Annotated in this window: 14 protein-coding genes; 4 read left to right on the top strand and 10 right to left on the bottom strand. The window is 48.9% G+C overall.

Annotation, left to right across the window (positions count from 1 at the left end; genetic code table 11):
- Positions 1–36: 36 nt before the first annotated feature.
- Complete coding sequence (locus KJS63_RS06925; RefSeq protein ID WP_213618495.1) at positions 37–1,044, top strand: SGNH/GDSL hydrolase family protein; 1,008 nt, start codon at positions 37–39, stop codon at positions 1,042–1,044.
- 149 nt (positions 1,045–1,193) lie between these two features.
- Here KJS63_RS06925 and KJS63_RS06920 read toward each other — a convergent pair whose 3' ends face one another.
- The gene (locus tag KJS63_RS06920) at positions 1,194–1,553 is read right to left on the bottom strand and encodes a winged helix-turn-helix transcriptional regulator (protein WP_213618494.1); all 360 of its coding nucleotides are present in this window, start codon (positions 1,551–1,553) and stop codon (positions 1,194–1,196) included.
- Positions 1,554–1,686: 133 nt separating this feature from the next.
- Here KJS63_RS06920 and KJS63_RS06915 point away from each other — a divergent pair, with 133 nt between their 5' ends.
- Complete coding sequence (locus tag KJS63_RS06915) at positions 1,687–2,319, top strand: FMN-dependent NADH-azoreductase (RefSeq protein ID WP_213618493.1); 633 nt, start codon at positions 1,687–1,689, stop codon at positions 2,317–2,319.
- 188 nt (positions 2,320–2,507) lie between these two features.
- On the opposite strand, the gene KJS63_RS06910 is transcribed toward KJS63_RS06915, so the two are convergent.
- The 3 genes from KJS63_RS06910 to KJS63_RS06900 all read right to left on the bottom strand — a co-directional run bounded on the left by KJS63_RS06910 (position 2,508) and on the right by KJS63_RS06900 (position 5,981).
- A complete protein-coding gene (locus tag KJS63_RS06910; RefSeq protein ID WP_213618492.1) occupies positions 2,508–4,046 on the bottom strand; it encodes an extracellular solute-binding protein in 1,539 nt (512 codons plus the stop codon).
- 72 nt (positions 4,047–4,118) lie between these two features.
- Positions 4,119–5,030, bottom strand: a complete 912-nt coding sequence (locus KJS63_RS06905; protein WP_213618491.1) for a carbohydrate ABC transporter permease — start codon at positions 5,028–5,030, stop codon at positions 4,119–4,121.
- Positions 5,031–5,075: 45 nt separating this feature from the next.
- On the bottom strand, positions 5,076–5,981 hold the full coding sequence (locus KJS63_RS06900; protein WP_374706271.1) for an ABC transporter permease: 906 nt from the start codon (positions 5,979–5,981) through the stop codon (positions 5,076–5,078).
- A 305-nt stretch (positions 5,982–6,286) separates the two neighbouring features.
- On the opposite strand from KJS63_RS06900, the gene KJS63_RS06895 reads away from it, so the two are divergent.
- Complete coding sequence (locus KJS63_RS06895) at positions 6,287–8,542, top strand: AraC family transcriptional regulator (protein ID WP_244862519.1); 2,256 nt, start codon at positions 6,287–6,289, stop codon at positions 8,540–8,542.
- Positions 8,543–8,703: 161 nt separating this feature from the next.
- Here the strand turns inward: KJS63_RS06895 and KJS63_RS06890 are convergent, their stop codons facing one another.
- The 6 genes from KJS63_RS06890 to KJS63_RS06865 all read right to left on the bottom strand — a co-directional run bounded on the left by KJS63_RS06890 (position 8,704) and on the right by KJS63_RS06865 (position 18,276).
- Positions 8,704–10,329, bottom strand: coding sequence for a hypothetical protein (locus KJS63_RS06890; RefSeq protein WP_213618489.1), 1,626 nt, complete (start codon positions 10,327–10,329; stop codon positions 8,704–8,706).
- Between the two features lie 95 nt (positions 10,330–10,424).
- Complete coding sequence (locus tag KJS63_RS06885) at positions 10,425–13,490, bottom strand: alpha-mannosidase (protein WP_213618488.1); 3,066 nt, start codon at positions 13,488–13,490, stop codon at positions 10,425–10,427.
- Positions 13,491–13,587: 97 nt separating this feature from the next.
- Entirely contained in the window at positions 13,588–15,210 is a 1,623-nt protein-coding gene (locus tag KJS63_RS06880; RefSeq protein WP_213618487.1) for an ABC transporter substrate-binding protein, read from the bottom strand.
- A gap of 97 nt (positions 15,211–15,307) precedes the next feature.
- Positions 15,308–16,204, bottom strand: coding sequence for a carbohydrate ABC transporter permease (locus tag KJS63_RS06875; protein ID WP_213618924.1), 897 nt, complete (start codon positions 16,202–16,204; stop codon positions 15,308–15,310).
- Between the two features lie 11 nt (positions 16,205–16,215).
- A complete protein-coding gene (locus tag KJS63_RS06870) occupies positions 16,216–17,130 on the bottom strand; it encodes an ABC transporter permease (protein ID WP_068619808.1) in 915 nt (304 codons plus the stop codon).
- 297 nt (positions 17,131–17,427) lie between these two features.
- Entirely contained in the window at positions 17,428–18,276 is an 849-nt protein-coding gene (locus KJS63_RS06865; protein ID WP_213618486.1) for a helix-turn-helix domain-containing protein, read from the bottom strand.
- 153 nt (positions 18,277–18,429) lie between these two features.
- Between KJS63_RS06865 and KJS63_RS06860 the strand changes: the two genes are divergently transcribed.
- Entirely contained in the window at positions 18,430–19,371 is a 942-nt protein-coding gene (locus tag KJS63_RS06860) for an MTP-1 family protein (RefSeq protein ID WP_213618485.1), read from the top strand.
- Positions 19,372–19,631 lie beyond the last annotated feature (260 nt).

The following is a 19,631-nucleotide window of genomic DNA, read 5'->3' as shown; positions in this document are numbered from 1 at the left end:
TTGAACTCAAATAGTTCCATGAGAGGAAGGTGTTTTATGAAATTCGACTTTTTAAACTCAAGTCTGAGACACGGGCTCTTCCGTCAAGAGCAGGATGGGATCTCCTGCTTTCTTCCCGGCAGTGCGATAAGCGTGCGCTTTCAAGGACGGGAAATTAGCGCCGAAATTGAGGACGTCAATGGCGAAGGGAAAAGCTGGGTTAACGTCTATATCGACGATCTCCCGGTACGGGTGATGAGAATCGATCCGGATAACCGGCTGTACCAGCTTGCGGACGACCTGGAGGATGCGCCTCATACTTTAACGCTGCAGAAACGTACGGAGGCGGCATTCGGCAGCATCAAATTTACCGATTTAACAGCGGGAGGCGGTACTTTTCTAAATCCGCCGTCCCCTCTGCCTCACCGGCTGCTCATCATTGGCGATTCGATTACGTGCGGGTTCGGCAATGAGGCACAGATTCCATGCGACTGTGATGCTTCACGGGAAAATATCGCGCTTGCTTACAGCTCGCTGACCGGTGAGCTGCTGAACGCCGAAACTTTAATTGTAGGCGCGTCCGGCACTGGCTGCTATCAGAATTTCGGCGGTGCCAAGGAAGGCCGTATGTCAGATTATTTTATGGAAACCATCTGTCCTTATCTCGATCAAGAAGCCATGGACCCGTTTCATCCTGAAATGATTGTCATTAATCTGGGGACCAATGACTGGTCCGCACCCATCCAGCCTTCGGATTACATTGAACAATACCGCAAATTGACAGGTTTCATACGTCACCGATATCCGTCCGTCCCATTGTTCTGCGCAATCGGTCCGATGACGCTTGATCCCGCTCCCCATTTGAAGGCTCTCGTCCAGCAACTCAACGAGGAAGGCGACGACAACATCCATTTCGTGGAATTCCCACTCATCAGGCGGCCGGAAGACGGTATGGGTGGCTGCGGACATCCCTCCGTCAAGAAGCATCGGCAAATGGCCGAACAATTGGCCGGGACGATCCGTCAGATTTGTTTCAATCCAACCTCATCTACCGGCAGCCGTTAGAGCATAACTAACCCGCAAAAAGGTATCCACGATTTTAGAAGAGAATTCCGCAGAGACCACCTCGTCGGCATGGTGAACGAGGTGGTGCGTGGTGAATCGCATCGGCGGTTCTCGATGCAGAAAGAAACGGACTAGCGTAATGTCAAACGCTAGTCCGTTTCTTTCTGTTCACTACTGGCCTTTTGGAGCTGCTTTCGCTTAACATGGGCCACTCCCCATTGATGTAAGGATTCCAGAATCGGAGACAGGCTCTTGCCGTATTCCGTGATAGAGTATTCTACTTTCGGCGGGATTTGCGGATAGATGACTCGGCTAACAATCCCTTCCTCTTCCAATTCGCGCAGATGAAGCGTAAGCATCCTTTGAGTGATATCGGGCAGCAATCTTCTTAGCTCATTGAACCGTAAAGGTTCACCTTGAAGCAAATGATAAAGGATAATCGGCTTCCATTTGCCGACGATCGAATCCAGTGCCACAACAAATTGACATTGGGCAGGGTTCTTTTCCATACGCTTCCCTCCATTACAGTACCTTTTTTAATACTATAGCACATTTATGTGCGTACTTCTCAAACGAAATATATATTATATGATTAACCCATAAAATAAATTTAATATAACTACAGAAGGGAAGTTTCCATTCATGGCAACCGTATTGTATATCACCGCACATCCCCTGGATTCCAAATCCTCTTACAGTCTCGCGGTAGGGGAAGAATTTATTGAAGCTTATCGCCAAGCCAATCCAACCGACGAAGTGGTTCATTTGGATCTGTATCAAGAGGATATTCCGCAGATTGATGCCGATGTTCTACGTGGTTGGGAGAAGATCCGGTCTGGTTCTTCCTTCGATCAGCTGTCTGATGCCGAAAAATCAAAAATAGCCCGTCATGAAGAAATCCTTGAGCAATTTGTGGCTGCTGATAAGTACGTGTATGTTTCCCCTATGTGGAATTTCTCGATTCCACCGGTTATGAAAGCATATACGGATGCGACTTCAGTTCCGGGCAAAACTTTCAAATATACCGAAAATGGTCCAGTAGGGCTGTTGCCCGGCAAGAAAGCCTTACACATTCAAGCTAGCGGTTCCGTTTATTCGGAAGGTCCTCTTGCTTCGATTGAAATGGGCTACAGCTATCTGAATAAGATCCTGAGTTTCTACGGGATTCAATCGATTGAGGGGATTTTTGTTGAAGGAACGGCCTCCTCGGAGCAAGCTCCGGCTATTAAAGAACAAGCAATCGCCCAAGCGAAGGAAGTTGCCCAGCGATTCTAATAAAGGAAAGGGATTCCCCACCATCCACTAGAAAATAATAATTCAAGAAATCCAAAACCAACAGCGATGGGAGTGGGCGTTTGTTCTCGGAGCCTTCCGAACACAAACCCAACTCCTAAACAAAATCAGGGGCCGTCTTCTAGGACGGCCCCCTTTGTGCGGACTATTATTCTGATGAACAGCAATTTCTATTTTGCCAGGAAGGCATCAACCTGTTTCTGCAGCTCAGTCTGGATTTTACCCAGCACCGCTTCGCCTTCTGTTTTAAACTGGGCGAAATATTGGTCCGGGTCAAGCGCACCGTTGAATAATCCGCTATAATATTTGGCCTGAATGGTCGCGAACTGGGCCACTTCATTCTTCACTGGCGTTGGATCAAAAGTAAAGCCGGTGAGGATGTCCTTGGTGAAGTTGTCGGCCTTCGTAATGAATTGACTGTACTTCTGAGTCTCTTCGTCCGTACCGGCCCATTCCCGCTCTAACGTAGGATTCAGCATGAGCTGGAACGAGACGATCCCGCCATCGTTGTTCAGCGTTTCATACTGATGCTCGCCGGTTGGTTTCCAGTTGACACCTTCGATACCGTGCTCCAGCAAATCATAATTCTCCTGCCGGTTCGCCCAATCGAGGAACATCATCGCACGGTCTTTATGTTTGCTCGTCTTGACAATACAGATGAAGTTATCCATCTTGAAATTGGACAGGTTCTTTCCAGGAGTTAGATCAAACAGACGAACGGCTTCCAGCTTGCCGTCAGGCACAACCTGCTTCAGCTGGTCGTTGAACGATTGGGGAATTCCAAAAGCCATTTGGGGCGTAGCCGCTACTTTATTCTGAAGCTGCATTTCCGCCGGACTGCTCTTATTCGTTAAAACGTCCTGCGACATGACTTTGTCCACAAACAGCTTGCGGACATCCTGGATGCCTGACCATATCTTAGGTTCCTTGGTTTCAAAAAAGTTGTAGACCTTTCCATCGTTGCCCTTGTAATACAGCATCAAACTAGCTCCAGCAAAATTCGTCGGACGAATGTTGACGCTGGTATCGTCCCGGATCAGCCAGTTGACCCAGCTGTAGGTAACGTCATCTGCGCCTGCAAGAAGAGGCGTAATACCGGACTTACCATCACGAACGGCGTAGAGATAAGCTTTCAAATCCTCATACGTTTTGACGGGCGGCAGGTTCAACTGCTCCCTCAGGTCCTTTCGGATGAACACCGATCTCTGCTGGGTATAGGCGCTTCCCAAGGGAACGCCGTAGATGCTGCCGTTAATTTTGTTCGCGTCCCACATTTGCTGCGGCCTTGTCTTCTTCACATTGGGGCCGTATTGGTCCAGAAGTCCGCTTAGTTCTTCGTAATATCCCTGGGAAGCCATCGTGTCCAAATGCAGCCAAGGGGCGTCGAACATCAAATCCACACTCTCTCCCGACGCCAGCATGACGTTGGTCTTTTGATTTAGATCAGCAAAGTCAACGAATGTAAATTTAACCTGCGTATTGATCTCGGCTTTTAATCTCTTGTTGACCTCTGCCAGCACCTTGTCATAGTTAGCCCCCTTCGCCCCTGGAATGACAACCTCCAAGGTGACCGGCTCAAGGGATGAAGCCCCGGTTCCTCCGGAATCGCCCGGCGCGGATGTATCCCCGCCGGCGCCAGCGCAGCCGGATAAAGCTACGGCTAATCCGAGCAGTACCAGCATCAAGAACTTGCGTTTTGATTTGGCCATATCGATTACTCCCTTCAAATCATCATCTTATAATTTAAGCTCAAAATGTCAGGTTTTCAGAAATTCCTACACTCAGCCTTTCACTGAACCGAGGGTCAAACCTTTGACAAAATATTTCTGAACCATCGGATAGACAAGTATAATTGGACCGATCGTCAGACATACCGTTGCCAGCTTGACCCCTTCTGCTGGCGGCAGCGTCAACACATTGCCGTGATTGAGCGACGTAAGCTGCATCTGTGACATGAGCTGCCGAAGAAGCAGCTGGAGCGGGTACATATCGCTGTTATCGATGAACAGAAGCGACAGCCACCAATCGTTCCAATATTGCAGTGCATAGAACAAGCTGATCGTTGCAATAACCGGCGTCGAGATCGGCCGGATAATTTTGAAGAAGATCGTCCACTCCCCAGCGCCGTCAATGTATGCCGATTCGTTCAATTCATAAGGCAGCGAGCGATAGAACGAAACTAAGATAAACGCAAAGAACGGATTCATAACGTAAGGCAGCACAAGCGCCCACAGCGTATCCTTCAAATGCAGCCACTGAACGACCAGAAGATAGAAGCCGACGAGTCCCGAGCCGAAGACCATCGGCACATAGGTCATAAACGAGAGGAAGCCGCCGTATCGGTTCTTCGGATGAGCCAGCACGTAAGCAAACAACGCGGTGACAACGAGGCCGATAACGGTTCCGATGGCCGTTACCACCATGGTGATGCCATAGCTGGCAAACATTTGCTTGCCTTGAAGGAGGAACCGATATGACTCCAGCGTAAAATCATCCGGCCATATGGAATATCCGTTCACCGCCAAGCTTCGGCTGCTTGAGAACGAATTGATGACCATCAGCCAGAAAGGAAACAAACAAACCAGCGCAAATAGAATCAAAAACAGTCCGAACAACCACACCACCATTTTATCGGAGAAACCGCTTGTTCGCCGGACCCCTGCGGGCGGAATCAGAGCAACCGGACGATTCATAAGGAATTCACCTCCCTTTGTATATTGTGAAATTTGAACAGCCTCTTAAAATAATCTGGAGTCCTTATCGATTTTTCGAACTAACGCATTAAACGAAACGACCGCGATAAGCCCCATGATAGACTGGTAGAACACGATAGCCGAGGACATGCTGAAATTGCCAAGCTGCCTTAAAGCCCGATATGAATACGTATCGATGACATCGGTCGTCGGGAATAGAACCCCGTTGTCCCCGATAATTCCATAGATCATGCCAAAGTCTCCATAGAAGATCCGTCCGACTCCCAAGAGGACAAGAATGATAATTTGCGGCTTCAGCAAGGGCAGCGTTATGTATTTCATCTGCTGCAGCCGTGTCGCCCCGTCCAGGCGGGCGCTCTCGTAATATTCGGAAGAGAAACCGGTAATGGCAGCGAGCAGAATAATCGAGTAATAACCGGCGCTCTTCCAGATTCGCGTTAAGGTTAGAATAATCGGCCATACCCATGGGGTCTGGTACCAATCAACGGCTTGAAGTCCGCTCATGCTGAGCACGCGGTTAATCATGCCGTCTGTATTGTTGAATAGAACGAATGTCATATACCCTACAACAACCCAGGAAATGAAATAAGGAAGGAAAACGACGGATTGGATTGTACGTTTAAACCATTTCAAGCGAATCTCATTCAAGAAGAGCGCAATAAGAAGCGCAAAGACCATCTCGAAAATAATAAACAGCGCATTTAAATAAACCGTATTGACTGTCACTTGTATCCAATCCTGATTGGAGAAAAAGAAGCGAAAGTTGTCCAGCCCCACCCAATCACTGCCCCATATGCCTTTGCTGATCTGAAAGTCCTTAAACGCCAGCAGATGTCCGGACAGAGGAATATAGGAGAAGACAACGAGAAAGATGATTCCCGGTATCGCCATCGAATACAAGCCCCGGTTCTTTGCAAGATCCCTAAGCATTCTCAATTTATAGTATCCCCCCATTCTATCTGGTCTGTCCGATGTGGCCATACCTGACAGTGTTCATTATGTACGGAAAGACTAGCTTTGGAATAGTCCTCAATGTGTCACAAGGAGTACTAAAGCGCCTATATCCGGCTTCCGGAGCCATCTTAATTTGTACTTTGTCAAAATGAGGACTTCACACGGAAGTCAGGATATGATTATGTAGAAGAGTGTCCCAGTCCATTTTTTCTATCGAGACAAGCTTAAGGTACACCCATAAACAGTCAGTCCATCAATGAGGCACGGGGTGCAGGTATTATATGAAGAATATGAAGATCAAACCTTTTCTGCAGAAGACCTATTTTCGTACCTTTCTATTACTAACTACCGTTCTGATCTGTTCCATGATTCCCTTCGTTTACTTTCTGTCTGCCGAATTCGCGAAATACACTATGCTGGAGGTGCGCAGCAATTCGCAGAACGAAGTCAACAATCTGGCTTCGAAGGCCGAAATGATTCTCGGTAAATTGAAAGCATACGGGCTCAGCATGTACGCCGATCAGAATATCCAGAACTGGTTCTTCAGTACAAGCAAAGATCCGCTCATCGACCATGCTGCGCTCGTTGCCCAATCCAACTTCATGTCAACCGAGTCGCTCATCCAGCGATCCTATCTAATTAATTTAAAACACAATCTTGTCATCGATTCCAAAGTCGGCATCGTTAGTTTTGAAGCCTTTGCTGACCAGAGCATGCTGGGGCAGGTGAAATCAATCCACCGCCATTATTTGCGCTTCTTTAATCATTCGCCGGATGGCTCGGACTGCCTTGCCCTTATTCTGCCTGCAGCTCCGGAGAAACCGTCCGACTTCTATCTCGTGCTCCTGATCGATAAACCTCAACTGTCCAAGCTTCTATTCGGCCAATCGGTCTCCTCGGAGCAAGACATCCGGATACTCGACAGTCAAGGAACAGTCCAATTAGGCGCGTTCAATCCTGCGTTGAACGAACAGCTTTATCAAGCAGGACGCGAGCAGCAAACGAGCGACTTCCAAGTTCGGCTCCCGCATCAGACATGGTTCGTTAGTACAGCCAAGCTGACCACCGAAAACTGGTCGGTATATTACTCAACCGAGTATCATATTTTGACCCGCCATATCTCCTTATACCAGCAAAAATTGATAGCGTATACATTAATGCTGTTGGGAATCGTTTCAGTGTTATTCTTCTGGAGTTCGCGCCGCACTTTACGTTCCATCACCTTCTTGTCGGAGAAACTGAAGAAGGTGGCTGTTGTAAACTCCACGTCCGATGGCAAGCCGGATATCCAATGGATCAATGACGGCATCGATATGCTGCTGAACAATATGGAGCAGCTTCATGCCTCCATGAGAAATCAATCAGAGCTCGTTCGAACGGAATTTCTGGCCCAGTGGATGCTCCACGGAACGCCGGGTACCCAAAGCTACGAATATATTCAGACCCGGACCAAGCTAACTTCCTGCAAAGTCCTGTTTTTGGCAGTCCTGCGAATCGAAGCTTATAAGGTCTTTTGCGAACGTTATGATTTCCCTTCCCGGAAATTGATTAAGTACGCTATACGAAATATTAGCGAAGAAGTGATTGGTGCCGGTTCTTATGCGGCGGAAGGCCTCGATATGGGCGGTGACCATCTCATCCTGGTCATTGGCGGCCATGAATCGTGCCAGCTTCAACTACAGCATCTTCTTGAGGAAGCGCACAATCAGGTGGCGCGCATTCTACGCGTCGATACAACCGTCGCAATCAGCAATGCCTATGACTTCGGCGCTAATTTCCGAAATGTATATGATCATATCTACGAGTTGACGATGCTGCGATTCCTTGACGGGGAAAAGCAAATTTATCTGGAGAGCGACTATGAGGAGTTTATGGCAGGGTATCCTTCTGCATCCGAGGCACTTGAGACGGCCGAGATCATCAAAGCGATCCGTCGCGGCCGCCCGGAGACCGCCGTTGTTCTCCTGCGCCAGCAGATGAAACACATTCAGGAGCTTCCTTATCGCGATTGCAGGCTTAACTTGACCTATTTCACCTACGATCTGCTCAAAAACCTTAACAAATCCAGCGCCCTGCATGAGATCAGCAGCATTCATCAACTGTTGGAACGGTACAGCACGCTGTCCGAGTTTCAAGATTGGCTGGAGGGCATCGTCACAACGCTCGCGTCCGAGACCGAGGTTCCAAAATTTTTGAACCGCAAGGAAGAGATCGTCCTGGAAATCAAAGAATATGTGGACAGCCATTTGCAGGATACGCAATTATCGATCGAACAGGTAGCCGACAATTTCTCCTTCTCCGTGAGTTATATCCGGCAGTTATTTAAGGAGATCATGAACGTGTCATTGTCCGAATACATCCTCCAGGAACGAATCGAGAGAGTGAAAGAAAAGCTGGTATCCAGCCAGCTCTCCGTGCTGGAGATCGCGGATCAATGCGGCTTCATATCCAAAGGGCATTTCTTCTCTGCTTTTAAAAAGTTCACAAAACTTACTCCGAAGCAGTATCGGGAAATTCACGGAGACTCTCCAACATAAATAGATATTGCTCCTCCCTGCTTTCCGGTTATCATAGAGAACCGGAAGGCAGGGATATTATTTCCCAGGACAAACCGCAGTCAAAAAGGACCTTTCCGATGAAGCCACGAGCGCTTCTGGAAAGGTCCTTATTCGGTTATTTCATTGTTGGGTTAGGCGCTCTATTGACCGGTTGTTCCCTGAACCGGCTTAAGCCCCAGCTTTGGATTCGCCAAGTCGAGTTTATACATAACTTGATTGTAATTATACCGCGGTGTCGGGACTTGATTCGTGAATGTATTCGTATAAGTCCCCTCGAAGTAGATAATCCGGCCGCCATCTTTGCTGAAATTTTTGTGCTGGGCCACGTTATAAAAAGTATAATTATTATGCGTCACGATCTTTTTGGCATTCGTCCAAGGACCTTGAGGCGCCGGAGCTTCCGCATACCAAATTTCCCCGAGCACCGATGTCTTGCCCTGCATCTGCTGCCCGATCATCACGTAACGCTGCCGGTATTCATTCCATTCGATGGAGCTTGAGGCGATTTCCACCGCTTCGCCGGTATCAGCATCTTTCAACTGATAATAGTGCGGGTCATTCGCCTGGATCAGGCCTAACTGGATCAGCTCCTTTTCTTGATTCTGGGTAAGCGGCGGAGTGTTCTTTTTCCAGCCCCAAACGAGTTTGCCATCTGCATCACGTTCCAGAGACGTTTGAGCCCCGTTGTATGCCGTTCCCGGAGTCAAGCAAGTAAATGATTCGTATTGCGTATAGTCGATGATGGCGTTATAGCTGGCGGAAACGCGCAAATTCGGCACCCGGTGTTCGGTAAAGAGCCAGTAACCTGCCCCCTTTTCCTCATAATACGTGGCCTGGCCGCCTGGGTGGCGCCAATCGTCTTTCGATGGAAACTGTACGACCTGTTCGAACTCCTTCGTGTTGTCGTTAAAGGCGAGAATGCCAAAAGCGCTAAGATCGGGATTATGTGTACTGTAGCCGGCGAGCAGACGCTCCTTCCCGGTGCTGTCCTTGGCCGTCATCAAACCGAACACCCAGGCTATTCCCGCACCGTCGGGCAGCTGGGGCACCAAGCTTTTGACGAAGCCGTCCGCGTTCTTGAAATAGTTCAGATTCACGCCAACATCCGGGTCCAATCCACCGTTTTGCGGCTTCTTAGAAGTTGCTCCTGTTACGCGAAAGTTCCCCAGTGGATAAGCGGGTCTGTCGGTATCGCCCCAAAACCAGTACAGTTTATTGTTGTACTCTATCGTCTGCACGGAATCCTGTCCCATAACCAGACCGTTGATCAACGGCTCCTGAATCGGCGCACCCAGACCCAGCAGCATGCTGTCGCGATATATGCCCTGTCCTGTAATCCGGTACAGCCTTTCAGCGATGTTGACCCGGTTCATCTTGATTGTAATCGTGCCCCCAGGTGTGGTCTGTACGGCCTGCCCACGATTGCCGAACATGTCGGCAGGGAAGTCGTAACCGTGGCTCGACAGATGGAAGAAAACCGACTGATCCATCAAACCAGGCTCATCGAAGGCCACGACACCGGCACTATCCGTGTAATACAGAACGTTGTTCGTCGTCTTTAGTTCAACAAGAGGAATTCCCCGGCCCGTCTCGGCATCCACAACCTTGATCGTGAACGGCTTATGAACCACCTTCTTCGCAATGTTCACATCTTGTCCAGCGCTGCTCTCCGCCTCCTGCGCCGCCATCGCAGCACCGGGTGCCGTTATGGCCATCACCATGATGCAAGCCCATATTCCTGCACTTTTCCACCGTTTCATTTTCATTTACTTACCTCCCGACCCTTGTCGTTTTGATAAAATGAAATCGTTGCGCCGTCTAACGACGTTCTCTATTCAAACCACCGATGATGCACTCTCCCCTACAAACCACCTCCTTGTCTATGAATCTGCCTCCCATTCAATTCGAGCCTGATCGTCTTCACCTCGAACGGACGGAACTGAAGCCGTACATCTTCGCCCTCGTGCGACAATTCCGCAATGTTCTCCTCCAGCATATTTGCTTCATAAACGGCCTTAACGGACAGCCCGAAGTGAAGCACGCACACTACGGAGGCTCCCTTGCTCTCGTACAGCCGCACAATAAGGTCGCCTGATCCGTCTTCGGCAAGCTTAATCGTCTCCGCGATCACATTGGCTTGATCAATGCGCAGCAGCGAGTACGCCTCGCGGTTTCCTCCGGACACAAGGCTGACAGGATAGTTCAGCTCGTAAGCTTCCCGCACGACAGGACTGTCCAGGAACGCGCCGTTCCAGAACGTAAATCCGTAAGTAAAATGGTGCACTCCTTGATCAGACGTCTCATCCGGCCACGTCGGAGCCCGCAGCAGCGTCAGACTCATCGTATTGTCGCTCACAGAAATCCCGTACTTACAGTCGTTCAGCAGTGCGAAGCCGCGGTTCGTCTCCGCAAGCGCCGACCATTTATGCTGAACCACCTCGTAACGATCCGCATCATGCGGACGCGAAGCATGATTCGGTCTCTTGACGTAACCGAACTGAATTTCCTGCAGCGACTCGTTCGTATGAACGCAAACAGGGAAATCGACCTTGAGCAGCTTGTTCTTCTCGCGCCAGTGAATCGTCGTAAGAAATTCCACCCGGCGGCTGTCTGCACGCAGCCGGATATCCTGCACCATGGTCGATTGGTTCAATTCGCGTTCAACCCGAATGCTTGCGAAGAGCGGGCCGTTCGCAGTAACGGATACCGTGGCCCTTGCATTCAGCTCGACAGGTGCCATACGGTAGCGCCGATCAATCTCCCAAGCATCGAAATCCGAATTTTGATCCCGGTACATCCGCATGACATTGCAGTGATCCGCTGCCCATTCCGTTCCGGTCTCCTTGTCAAAAATACTCGTTAACTCACCCTGTTCGTTAATCCCAAGCGAAATCCATTCGTTCTCCAGATGCGATTCCGTTGCCCAGACCGCAGACACAGCAGAAGCCTCCGTACCTTCCGCTTCAGCCTTGTACGTCGACCAGCCCATAGAAGGAACCTCCACCTCGGCAAACACAACGCCTTCGAGCAATTGCACCGGCATAACTGCTCCGCTCCCGTCCGCAAGGCCATGGACATCAGCAGGCAGCGCAACCAGTTCCTTTCTCGGCCAGGACAGCGAGTTAAAGACAGTAACCTGGGAGGCATCGTCGTCCGTGAGCGCGTCCCTTGTATCTGAAGCCAAGTCGTATACGTTCTCATTCAATGCCTTCAACTCAAGCTGCGCCTCTTCATGGACGCGGTGGATGGAGGAGCCTGGCAGAATATCATGGAATTGGTGCAGCAGCAGAGTCTTCCATAGCAGGTCCAGCTCCTCGTAAGGATATGCCCGATGATTCAGAAGCTGCGCCGCTGCTCCCCATAGCTCTGCCTCGCGGAAGCCGATTTCCGCCTTCCGGTTCAGCTTTTTGATGATCGCTTGCGTTGTATAAGTCCCGCGGTGAGCGGGATAATAGAGCTCTCCCACATATTTGGCATCTGGAATGCCTTGTTCGATCTGATTCTCGAAAAATTCGATCGGCGAGCCATGCTTCGTCTTGGGTACACCTTCCAAATTGCCAAGCCTGCGCATAAATTCGAGATCATCCCGGTTGGAGCCGCCACCTCCGTCACCGTGTCCGAACTGCGTGAGCCGTGTAGAAATTCCTTCAAGCTGGACGCGATCATTCCACTGATGGATTAAGAACGACGGATTAATCCGAATCGGATAGTAGTCGCCGTAGTTGAGCAGATGTGTCAAGATTTGCGAACCGTCGATCCCTTCCCAGAGGAACGTATTATGCGGGAACGGATCTGCTATATTGTCGTAAGTACCAAATAGTTTTGTAGATGCGAAATACTTGATCCCGCATCCCTTCATGATTTGCGGCAGGTTCCCGGAATAGCCGAAAACGTCAGGCAGCCACAGCATCTCATTGTCCACGCCGAATTCATCCTTGAAGAACCGCTTGCCATGCAGCGCCTGGCGGATCAGGCTCTCACCGCTGGGCAGATTCGTATCAGGCTCTACCCACATGGAGCCTTCGGGAACGATTCTGCCTTCCTTCACCGCCAGTTTGATTCGCTCATACAGCTCCGGATACAATGTCTTGACCAACTGGAACAAATATGGCTGGCTCTGGGTGTACGTGTATTCCGGATATTCATCCATGAGCGCCAACTGATTGGACATGGTCCGGGCAATCTTCCGCTTTGTCTCCCCGATCGGCCACAGCCAGGCGACATCCAGGTGGGATTGTCCCATAAGGTATAGGGTCGGCACCGTTGAACCGTTCACGCAGGAGAGGAGCGGCTCCATAATCTTCCGGCACAACTTTGCGTTCTCTCCCAACAACTCCTGACGAAGGGTCAGATCGATGGTTGCGAACACCTGAGTCAGACAACGATCAATCTCCGCAACGCGGAGGGACTTGGCATCAAGATGATTGCGAAGATCGTACAAACATTCCAAATCGATGAAAAATTGATAGACTTCCTCTTCAAAAATGCAGAGCTGCGACTCTCCGAACGTCGGCTGAGAGTTATTATGACCGGCGTACGCTTCTGCGACAATTTCAAATAACTCGCCTGCTTTCGCCGAACGGGTTAAGGTTACGTAATGATGGTTAAGGTCTTTTGCACCGCTTACGATACCGTTTATGTATACGGTCGCTTCGGATCCAAAATCAAGCATGGCCACAAGCCGTTTGCCTTCAGCTTCTTCGGGTACAACGATGACCGAGCGGAACCAGCCGTATCCCCAGTTTTCCCCCCACCGCTGGCCCGGAGCAATGCTCTCGAACGGCTGCCCATTCATTTCATGGATGAACAGTTGCTTCATGGTCGTAAAACCGGAAAAATCTATAGAAGAGACCTTCGTAATCATGAATTGATTTCTTTTATTTAACAGTTTTTCTACATGGAATAAAATCTCTTTTTTTTCACTCAAGGTTTCTCACATCCTATGGTTTCGTTATCTTTAATCCTGCCGCCTTGTGAAATACCGTCCCTCCGCGGCGGCAGGCAGCAGAGGGACGATTTTTCTATTAGTTTCCTAAAGCTCTTTGTGCAGCGTCATTATAGATTTTCAGCGCTTCATCAATGTTGCCCATCTTTTGGATCTTATCCATAAAGGCCTGCCAATTATCAAAACTGTTCTTGCCTGCAACGAATTTGGCCTGTTCTTCCGTAACAAACGTCTTGATCGGGTTCATAATCTCCGAGACCCGCTGGCTTTCACTGCCGGAGAGTTGAATCGACGGCTCACTCAACCAGGAAGGAACATATTCGTTCTCCGGCATCGGCAGACTCGTCAGGAATTGCGCCTTCTCAATCGGCACCTCTTCATATTTGCCGTTAAATACCGTATAGTCTGTCGCGGCAAAATCCACAAACGCTCTTGCATCACTCACCATCTGCAAGCCTGGGTTGTAGTTCCGGCTTGCCCGCATGCCGTACTTATCGCCCTCCAGCCATGGATCCTTGGCTTTTTTCAGCGAGTCGACAAAGGTCGGAACTCCATCCTTCCCGATCGTATAGGTAGTGTCCTTAATTCCCCAGGTAATGAGCCTGATCATTTCATCTGAATATTGATAATCGATGAATTTGATCAATTCTTTAGGGTTTTTAACCTTTGAGCTTATGCCGTAGGCTCCCCAGCCCAAGTCAGGGGTATTGCCGTTTACAACCTCCTGCCAGGCCTTTCCGTACTTCGGATTATCGGGATACAGGGAAACCGCAAATATCTTTCCGTCGTTGGCTGTTCTCGTATACTCGGCTGGCGTTGTAAACCACTGCGTCAGCCACATGAAGTTGTCGCCGTTCAGCGCTTTTCTTTTCAGCGTATCGTCCGTATCAATGGTGTACTCTGGATCTAACAGCTTCTCCGCATACAGCTTATTCGCGAATTGAAGCGCATCTTTATATCCTTCATCCAGAACCCCATATACGTATTTCTCGCCATCCCAGAAAATTTCGTCGCGGATGTGGTTCGCGGAGAACAGCGATCTCAAGCTGTTCCATTTTGTCGCAACGGGATATTTGTCGGGATAGAGCTTTTTAAGTTTTTTGGCAGCCTCATAAAATTCGTCGAGGGTTTCCGGAATTTTGATGTTATTAGTCTTGAACACGTCATAACGGTAAGCGGACGTATTCTGGATGAGCATTCCGCGATCCTTGGGGAATCTCGGTGTGGAGGTTTCTTTAAAGGTGTACATTTTGCCGTCGGCATTCGTTACCCTTTTCATCCCGTTCTTTACCTTGCTAATGTAATTCATATAGTTCGGCATTAAATCTTTATATTGGCTTAACTCTAGAAGCTGGCCCTGTTCGGCCATTTCGCTCGTATCATAGAATAAAGGTGTCACGAAGAAGTCCGTCAGATCGTCGCTTGCAATCATCAGCTTGACCTTCTCGTCATACTCGGAAGACGGAATGTAGTTGTATTTAATTTCTACCTTCTTGCCCATATAGGCTTCCATGCGTTTGTGCCATTCCTTGCCTACCAGACTGTTCGGATTGTCCACGCCGTTCGAAGGCAGCGTCACCGAGAAGCGCACCACTTCTGAATCGTCCCCATTGGCGGCAGAATTTTTGGAATCATTCGAACATCCGGAAAAAACCATCAGTACGGCCAACCCAAGGAACAGTATTTTTGCCAGTTTGTTCATTCAACTTCCCCCTAATTCGCACGATAAACCGCTTTCAAATCTGCAATCCACTTGCAATGAACCGTCTGCGCACTCTCCTCCCTGCACCACCGCCCTCTCAGCCTTTGATAGAGCCGACAAATATCCCTTTGGTGAAATGCTTTTGGAAGATCGGATAAATACACATGATCGGAAACATAGTTATAATGATGACGCTCATTCGTACCGCCTTCGGATCAAGCGTGTCTCCTGGCGCATTGACGGCGACCGCGCCGCCTCCGATCCGGCCTTGAATCGCAGTTGTATCCAAGGTGAACAGGTAGTTTCTTAACACCATCTGCAAGGGATACTTATCCTGATCCCGCAGATAAATCAAAGCTTCGAACCAACTGTTCCAGCTTCCGACCAGACCGAACAAAGCAAAGGTTGCAAAAAGTGCTTTGGACAACGGCAGGATGATCCTGAATAAAACCACCATATCATTCGCCCCATCAATATAAGCAGAGTCCTTCAATTCAGAAGGAATATTCAGAAAGAAGGTCCGAAACAAAAACACATTGTAGGCACTGACCGCACCAGGGAGAATCATGACCCAGACCGTATCCAGCAGGTGCAAACTACGCATAAGCAGATAGGTCGGAATTAAGCCGCCGCCGAAAAACATCGTAATCATGAGAAAGATCGTAAGAAATTTCTTGCCCGCAAATCCCGGAATCGTCAGCGGATAGGCCATCAGCGCCGTAAACAGCAGCATAATACCGGTGGAGCCTGCCGCATAAATGATCGAGTTCAGGTACCCTTTAAAGATGTACGGATCATTAAATACCGTAGTATATGCCTCCAAATTAAGTCCCTTAGGCCAAATCGTTACGCTCCCTGAGGAGATGTAACGCGTGCTGCTTAGCGATGTCGCGATAATATTCAGAATCGGATATAACACGACAATCAGGATGAACAACATGATAAGCAGATTTATTACATCGAAGGTTCTGGAACCCAAGCTAGCCTTTTTCAACATCCCACCACCTAGAACAAACTCGTCTCTGATACTTTACGGCTTAACCAATTGGTCAAGTAGAGGATCGTAAAGGAAATAACCGACATGAATAATCCGATTGCTGTCGTATACTCGTACTGTGCGCCTAATATACCTTGACGGTAAACATAGGAACCGATGACATCTGCTACCTCGTACGTCTCAGGCGAATAGAGCAGAATGATCTTCTGGAAGTCGTTCCCGAGGATTCCACCGACGGCGAATATCAGCAAAATAATGGTGGTCGGCTTGAGCGACGGCCATGTGATGTGCAGAACCTTCTTCCACCGGCCTGCGCCGTCTACTTCGGCCACGTCATACAGCGTTGGATCAATGCCGCTTAATGCAGCAAGGTAGATGATCGTGCCAAATCCGACGCCCTGCCATATGCCCGAAGAGATGAAGATGGTCCGGAAATAGTCGGGTTCGAGTAGGAACATGATCGGGTCCCCGCCGAGGAAGCCAAGAATGTGGTTAAACAAACCGTCTCTCGCCGTAAATTCCTTAAGCAGGCCGGCAACAATGACAACCGAAATAAAATGCGGGAAATAGGAAACCGTCTGCACAAGCTTCTTGAATCGCTTGTTTTTCAGTTCATTAAACAACAGAGCCAATATAATCGGGGCTGGAAATGACCAAAATAAAGTATACAAACCTAGAAGCAAAGTATTCTTTAAAACCCTGAACGCCATCGGATCGTTAAAGAAAGAAGTGAAGTACTTGAACCCCACCCACTCGCTTCCCCATATCCCTTTAGAAGCGTTGAAGTCTTTGAAGGCGATTAATATTCCGTACATCGGAAAATAGTGAAAGATTAACAGCGTCAGAAAGCCGGGAAGCACCATAAGGTAAAGATAGCGGTGCTTGATGATCCTGGCCGCCAGCCTGCTATTGGTTGTTTTCAAAAAAACACCTCCTTGCTGTTATCCTGTTGTGGTTGGGAATGTGTATACGGCTGGCACTACGGAAAGCGGATGCAAGAGCCCCGCCATGGGGGTTGTTTTCTGTGTAAGCGCATTCATTTTCACCTCCAGGCTGTATCCTTACGTTCGTCGAAAACGCTCTTCGCCCCCGGCTACCGTCCCCTACAGCTATAAGCATCGTGATGTCTCACAAGTTGTTATGCTAGGTAGAAAATAACACATACTATTTAACCCGTCAATACATAATAACCAAAATAAAAATCAACTGATTTCAGTATACTATCTTCGAACAACTCCAAACTTGCGGTATCGATGCGGCGTCAGGTTATGCCTCCGCTTGAATAAGTCGTAGAAGTAACTGACATTGTCAAGTCCGATCTCAAGGCTGATGTTCACGATGTCCATATCCGTGTTTAACAGCAAATTCTCGGCATAGGACATTCTCAATTCGTTAATATACTGGGTCGGGGACATTCCGAGATGTTTCCTGAACATTCTGCATATGTAGGCATGCGACTTCCCCGACAGCTGCACAAGCGCAGCCGTTCCCCGCGTAAACTGCTCCTTCTTTCCCGCCTCTCTGCATAGAGACTTAAACCACTCCGGCTGTCCGGTCAGATCAATCGGATCTGCGTCAGTCTTGATATACCTGGAGAACAGGTCGGTCAAAATGGCTCTTACCTCTGCTTTGACGGCCAGCTTCTTCTCCTGCGGGATTAGATTGATCTGCTCCAGCCGGTACCGCACATATTCCTTCTCTGTTTTGGACAGCAGGGTCGACGGAGGCATGGCCGGTCCAAGCAATCTTTCGCTTGGGAACCCTTCTCCCAGGAAAGCTATGAGGTCGTCAAGGGCCTCCCGATTAAACGATAAATTGATGAACTGGCAATCGCTATCCGCCGTCTGCTCATAGTAATGAACGTCCCGGTCCCGTATGAATACGAGTGTATTCTCCTGCAGCAGCTGCCGGCTGCCGTTAATGACATGCACGACGCTTCCCTTCAGGATAAGAAACAATTCAAAGAAATCGTGGGTATGCATACCGATCGTATCGCGCACCGAAGCGATCAGCCGATAGTGGGCCTGAATTTCAGAATCAATGCCGTCTGCCGCAAGAAGCTTCAACATAAACGTGATTCCCCCTTATTCGTATATTGACCATGAAAGGTTCCTTGAGATGTCAAAACACCATAAATGCATTTAAAAATGGAGCAAGATTTAGGGCAACGCTATTGATTAAGATAGAATTGTGATTGAAGCCTGAAAGGAGATTTGTCAGAAATGAACTTAATGGAACTGCGTCAGCAATTCGAGGCCAACAAACGCATCTATGAAAGCGCCAAGCTTGTCTTCCACGGAGTCGATGGCTTCGATGTCTACAATCCTACGATTCCATTCCAATGGAACGGCAAGCGATACATTTACGGACGTGTAGAAAAACGCCATGAGTGGGCCAGGTCTTGGGTTCGCCTGTTCGAGGAGAGCGGTCCGGATGAGTGGACAGTTGTGCCGGATACGATGATTTATCAGCTTGAAGATCCTTATATTAGCGTGATCAACAAACAGCTTGTATTGGGCGGCACGCATGTTCGTTACAAGCAGGGACAGCTCGACACCTTCTACGGTTATTTCTACAAAGGCAGCGATCTTCACGATCTCTACTACTTCACGACGGGTCCGGATTATATGAAGGACATTCGGCTCGTGGAGCTGCACGGTGGGAGGATCGGCGTCTTCTCCAGGCCGCGTGGCGAAGCGATTCGCAAGGAATTTGGAAGTGAATCCTTGGTGGGATTCACCATCATCGACAGCCTTGACGAGCTGTCTGCGGAAATCATCGAGAGCGCTCCTTATACCCGCGGATTATTCCGCAAGGATGAGTGGGGCGGCTGCAACCAGGCCTACTTGCTTGAAAGTGGAAAGATCGGTGTCATCGGCCATATCTGTTACGCTCAAGGAGATACATCGACTTATATGAACATGGCCTTTGTACTGGACCCGCAGACGAATCAATTCTCGGATTTACAAATCATCGGCACCCGGCCTTGTTATCCGGATGGCCCTGCCAAGAAACCTCATCTGACCGACTGCGCGTTCACCGCCGGCATCGAAATGCGTCCCGACGGCAAGGTCAATCTGTACAGCGGCATCGGGGATACTGAAGCGGCGCGCATCGTTATCGACTACCCGTTCGAGAAGGAAGGCGCCATTGTAACCTTCTAAAGGAACAACTCAAATATCGAGCTGCTGGATAGCCTGGCAGCTCGTTTTTTTGTCCGTTGGCGGCCCGATGTGATGCAAGTAGTGTGTATCCTTCATTTTCCCAAGATACTTCTCTCTCGAAGTTATTATAAGAGGTTAGTTAAAAAACATACTTTATTTGACCCCATAGTAATACATATATTCATGAAATTCAAACCATTTATCTCATTTCACCCCTTTTTCTGCCTGATTCTTAAAAATCACCCACCTATTCGACAAAT

The sequence above is a fragment of the Paenibacillus sp. J22TS3 genome, from assembly GCF_018403205.1.
Taxonomy (GTDB): Bacteria; Bacillota; Bacilli; order Paenibacillales; family Paenibacillaceae; genus Fontibacillus; species Fontibacillus tuaregi.
This window is presented reverse-complemented; position numbering and strand designations above follow the sequence as displayed.

Bases quoted from the DNA above. Each gene is read 5' to 3' on its own strand.
- KJS63_RS06925 (WP_213618495.1), top strand. From the start codon at position 37: ATGAAATTCGACTTTTTAAACTCAAGTCTGAGACACGGGCTCTTCCGT.
- KJS63_RS06920 (WP_213618494.1), bottom strand. From the start codon at position 1,553: ATGGAAAAGAACCCTGCCCAATGTCAATTTGTTGTGGCACTGGATTCG.
- KJS63_RS06915 (WP_213618493.1), top strand. From the start codon at position 1,687: ATGGCAACCGTATTGTATATCACCGCACATCCCCTGGATTCCAAATCC.
- KJS63_RS06910 (WP_213618492.1), bottom strand. From the start codon at position 4,046: ATGGCCAAATCAAAACGCAAGTTCTTGATGCTGGTACTGCTCGGATTA.
- KJS63_RS06905 (WP_213618491.1), bottom strand. From the start codon at position 5,030: ATGAATCGTCCGGTTGCTCTGATTCCGCCCGCAGGGGTCCGGCGAACA.
- KJS63_RS06900 (WP_374706271.1), bottom strand. From the start codon at position 5,981: ATGCTTAGGGATCTTGCAAAGAACCGGGGCTTGTATTCGATGGCGATA.
- KJS63_RS06895 (WP_244862519.1), top strand. From the start codon at position 6,287: ATGAAGAATATGAAGATCAAACCTTTTCTGCAGAAGACCTATTTTCGT.
- KJS63_RS06890 (WP_213618489.1), bottom strand. From the start codon at position 10,329: ATGAAAATGAAACGGTGGAAAAGTGCAGGAATATGGGCTTGCATCATG.
- KJS63_RS06880 (WP_213618487.1), bottom strand. From the start codon at position 15,210: ATGAACAAACTGGCAAAAATACTGTTCCTTGGGTTGGCCGTACTGATG.
- KJS63_RS06865 (WP_213618486.1), bottom strand. From the start codon at position 18,276: ATGTTGAAGCTTCTTGCGGCAGACGGCATTGATTCTGAAATTCAGGCC.
- KJS63_RS06860 (WP_213618485.1), top strand. From the start codon at position 18,430: ATGAACTTAATGGAACTGCGTCAGCAATTCGAGGCCAACAAACGCATC.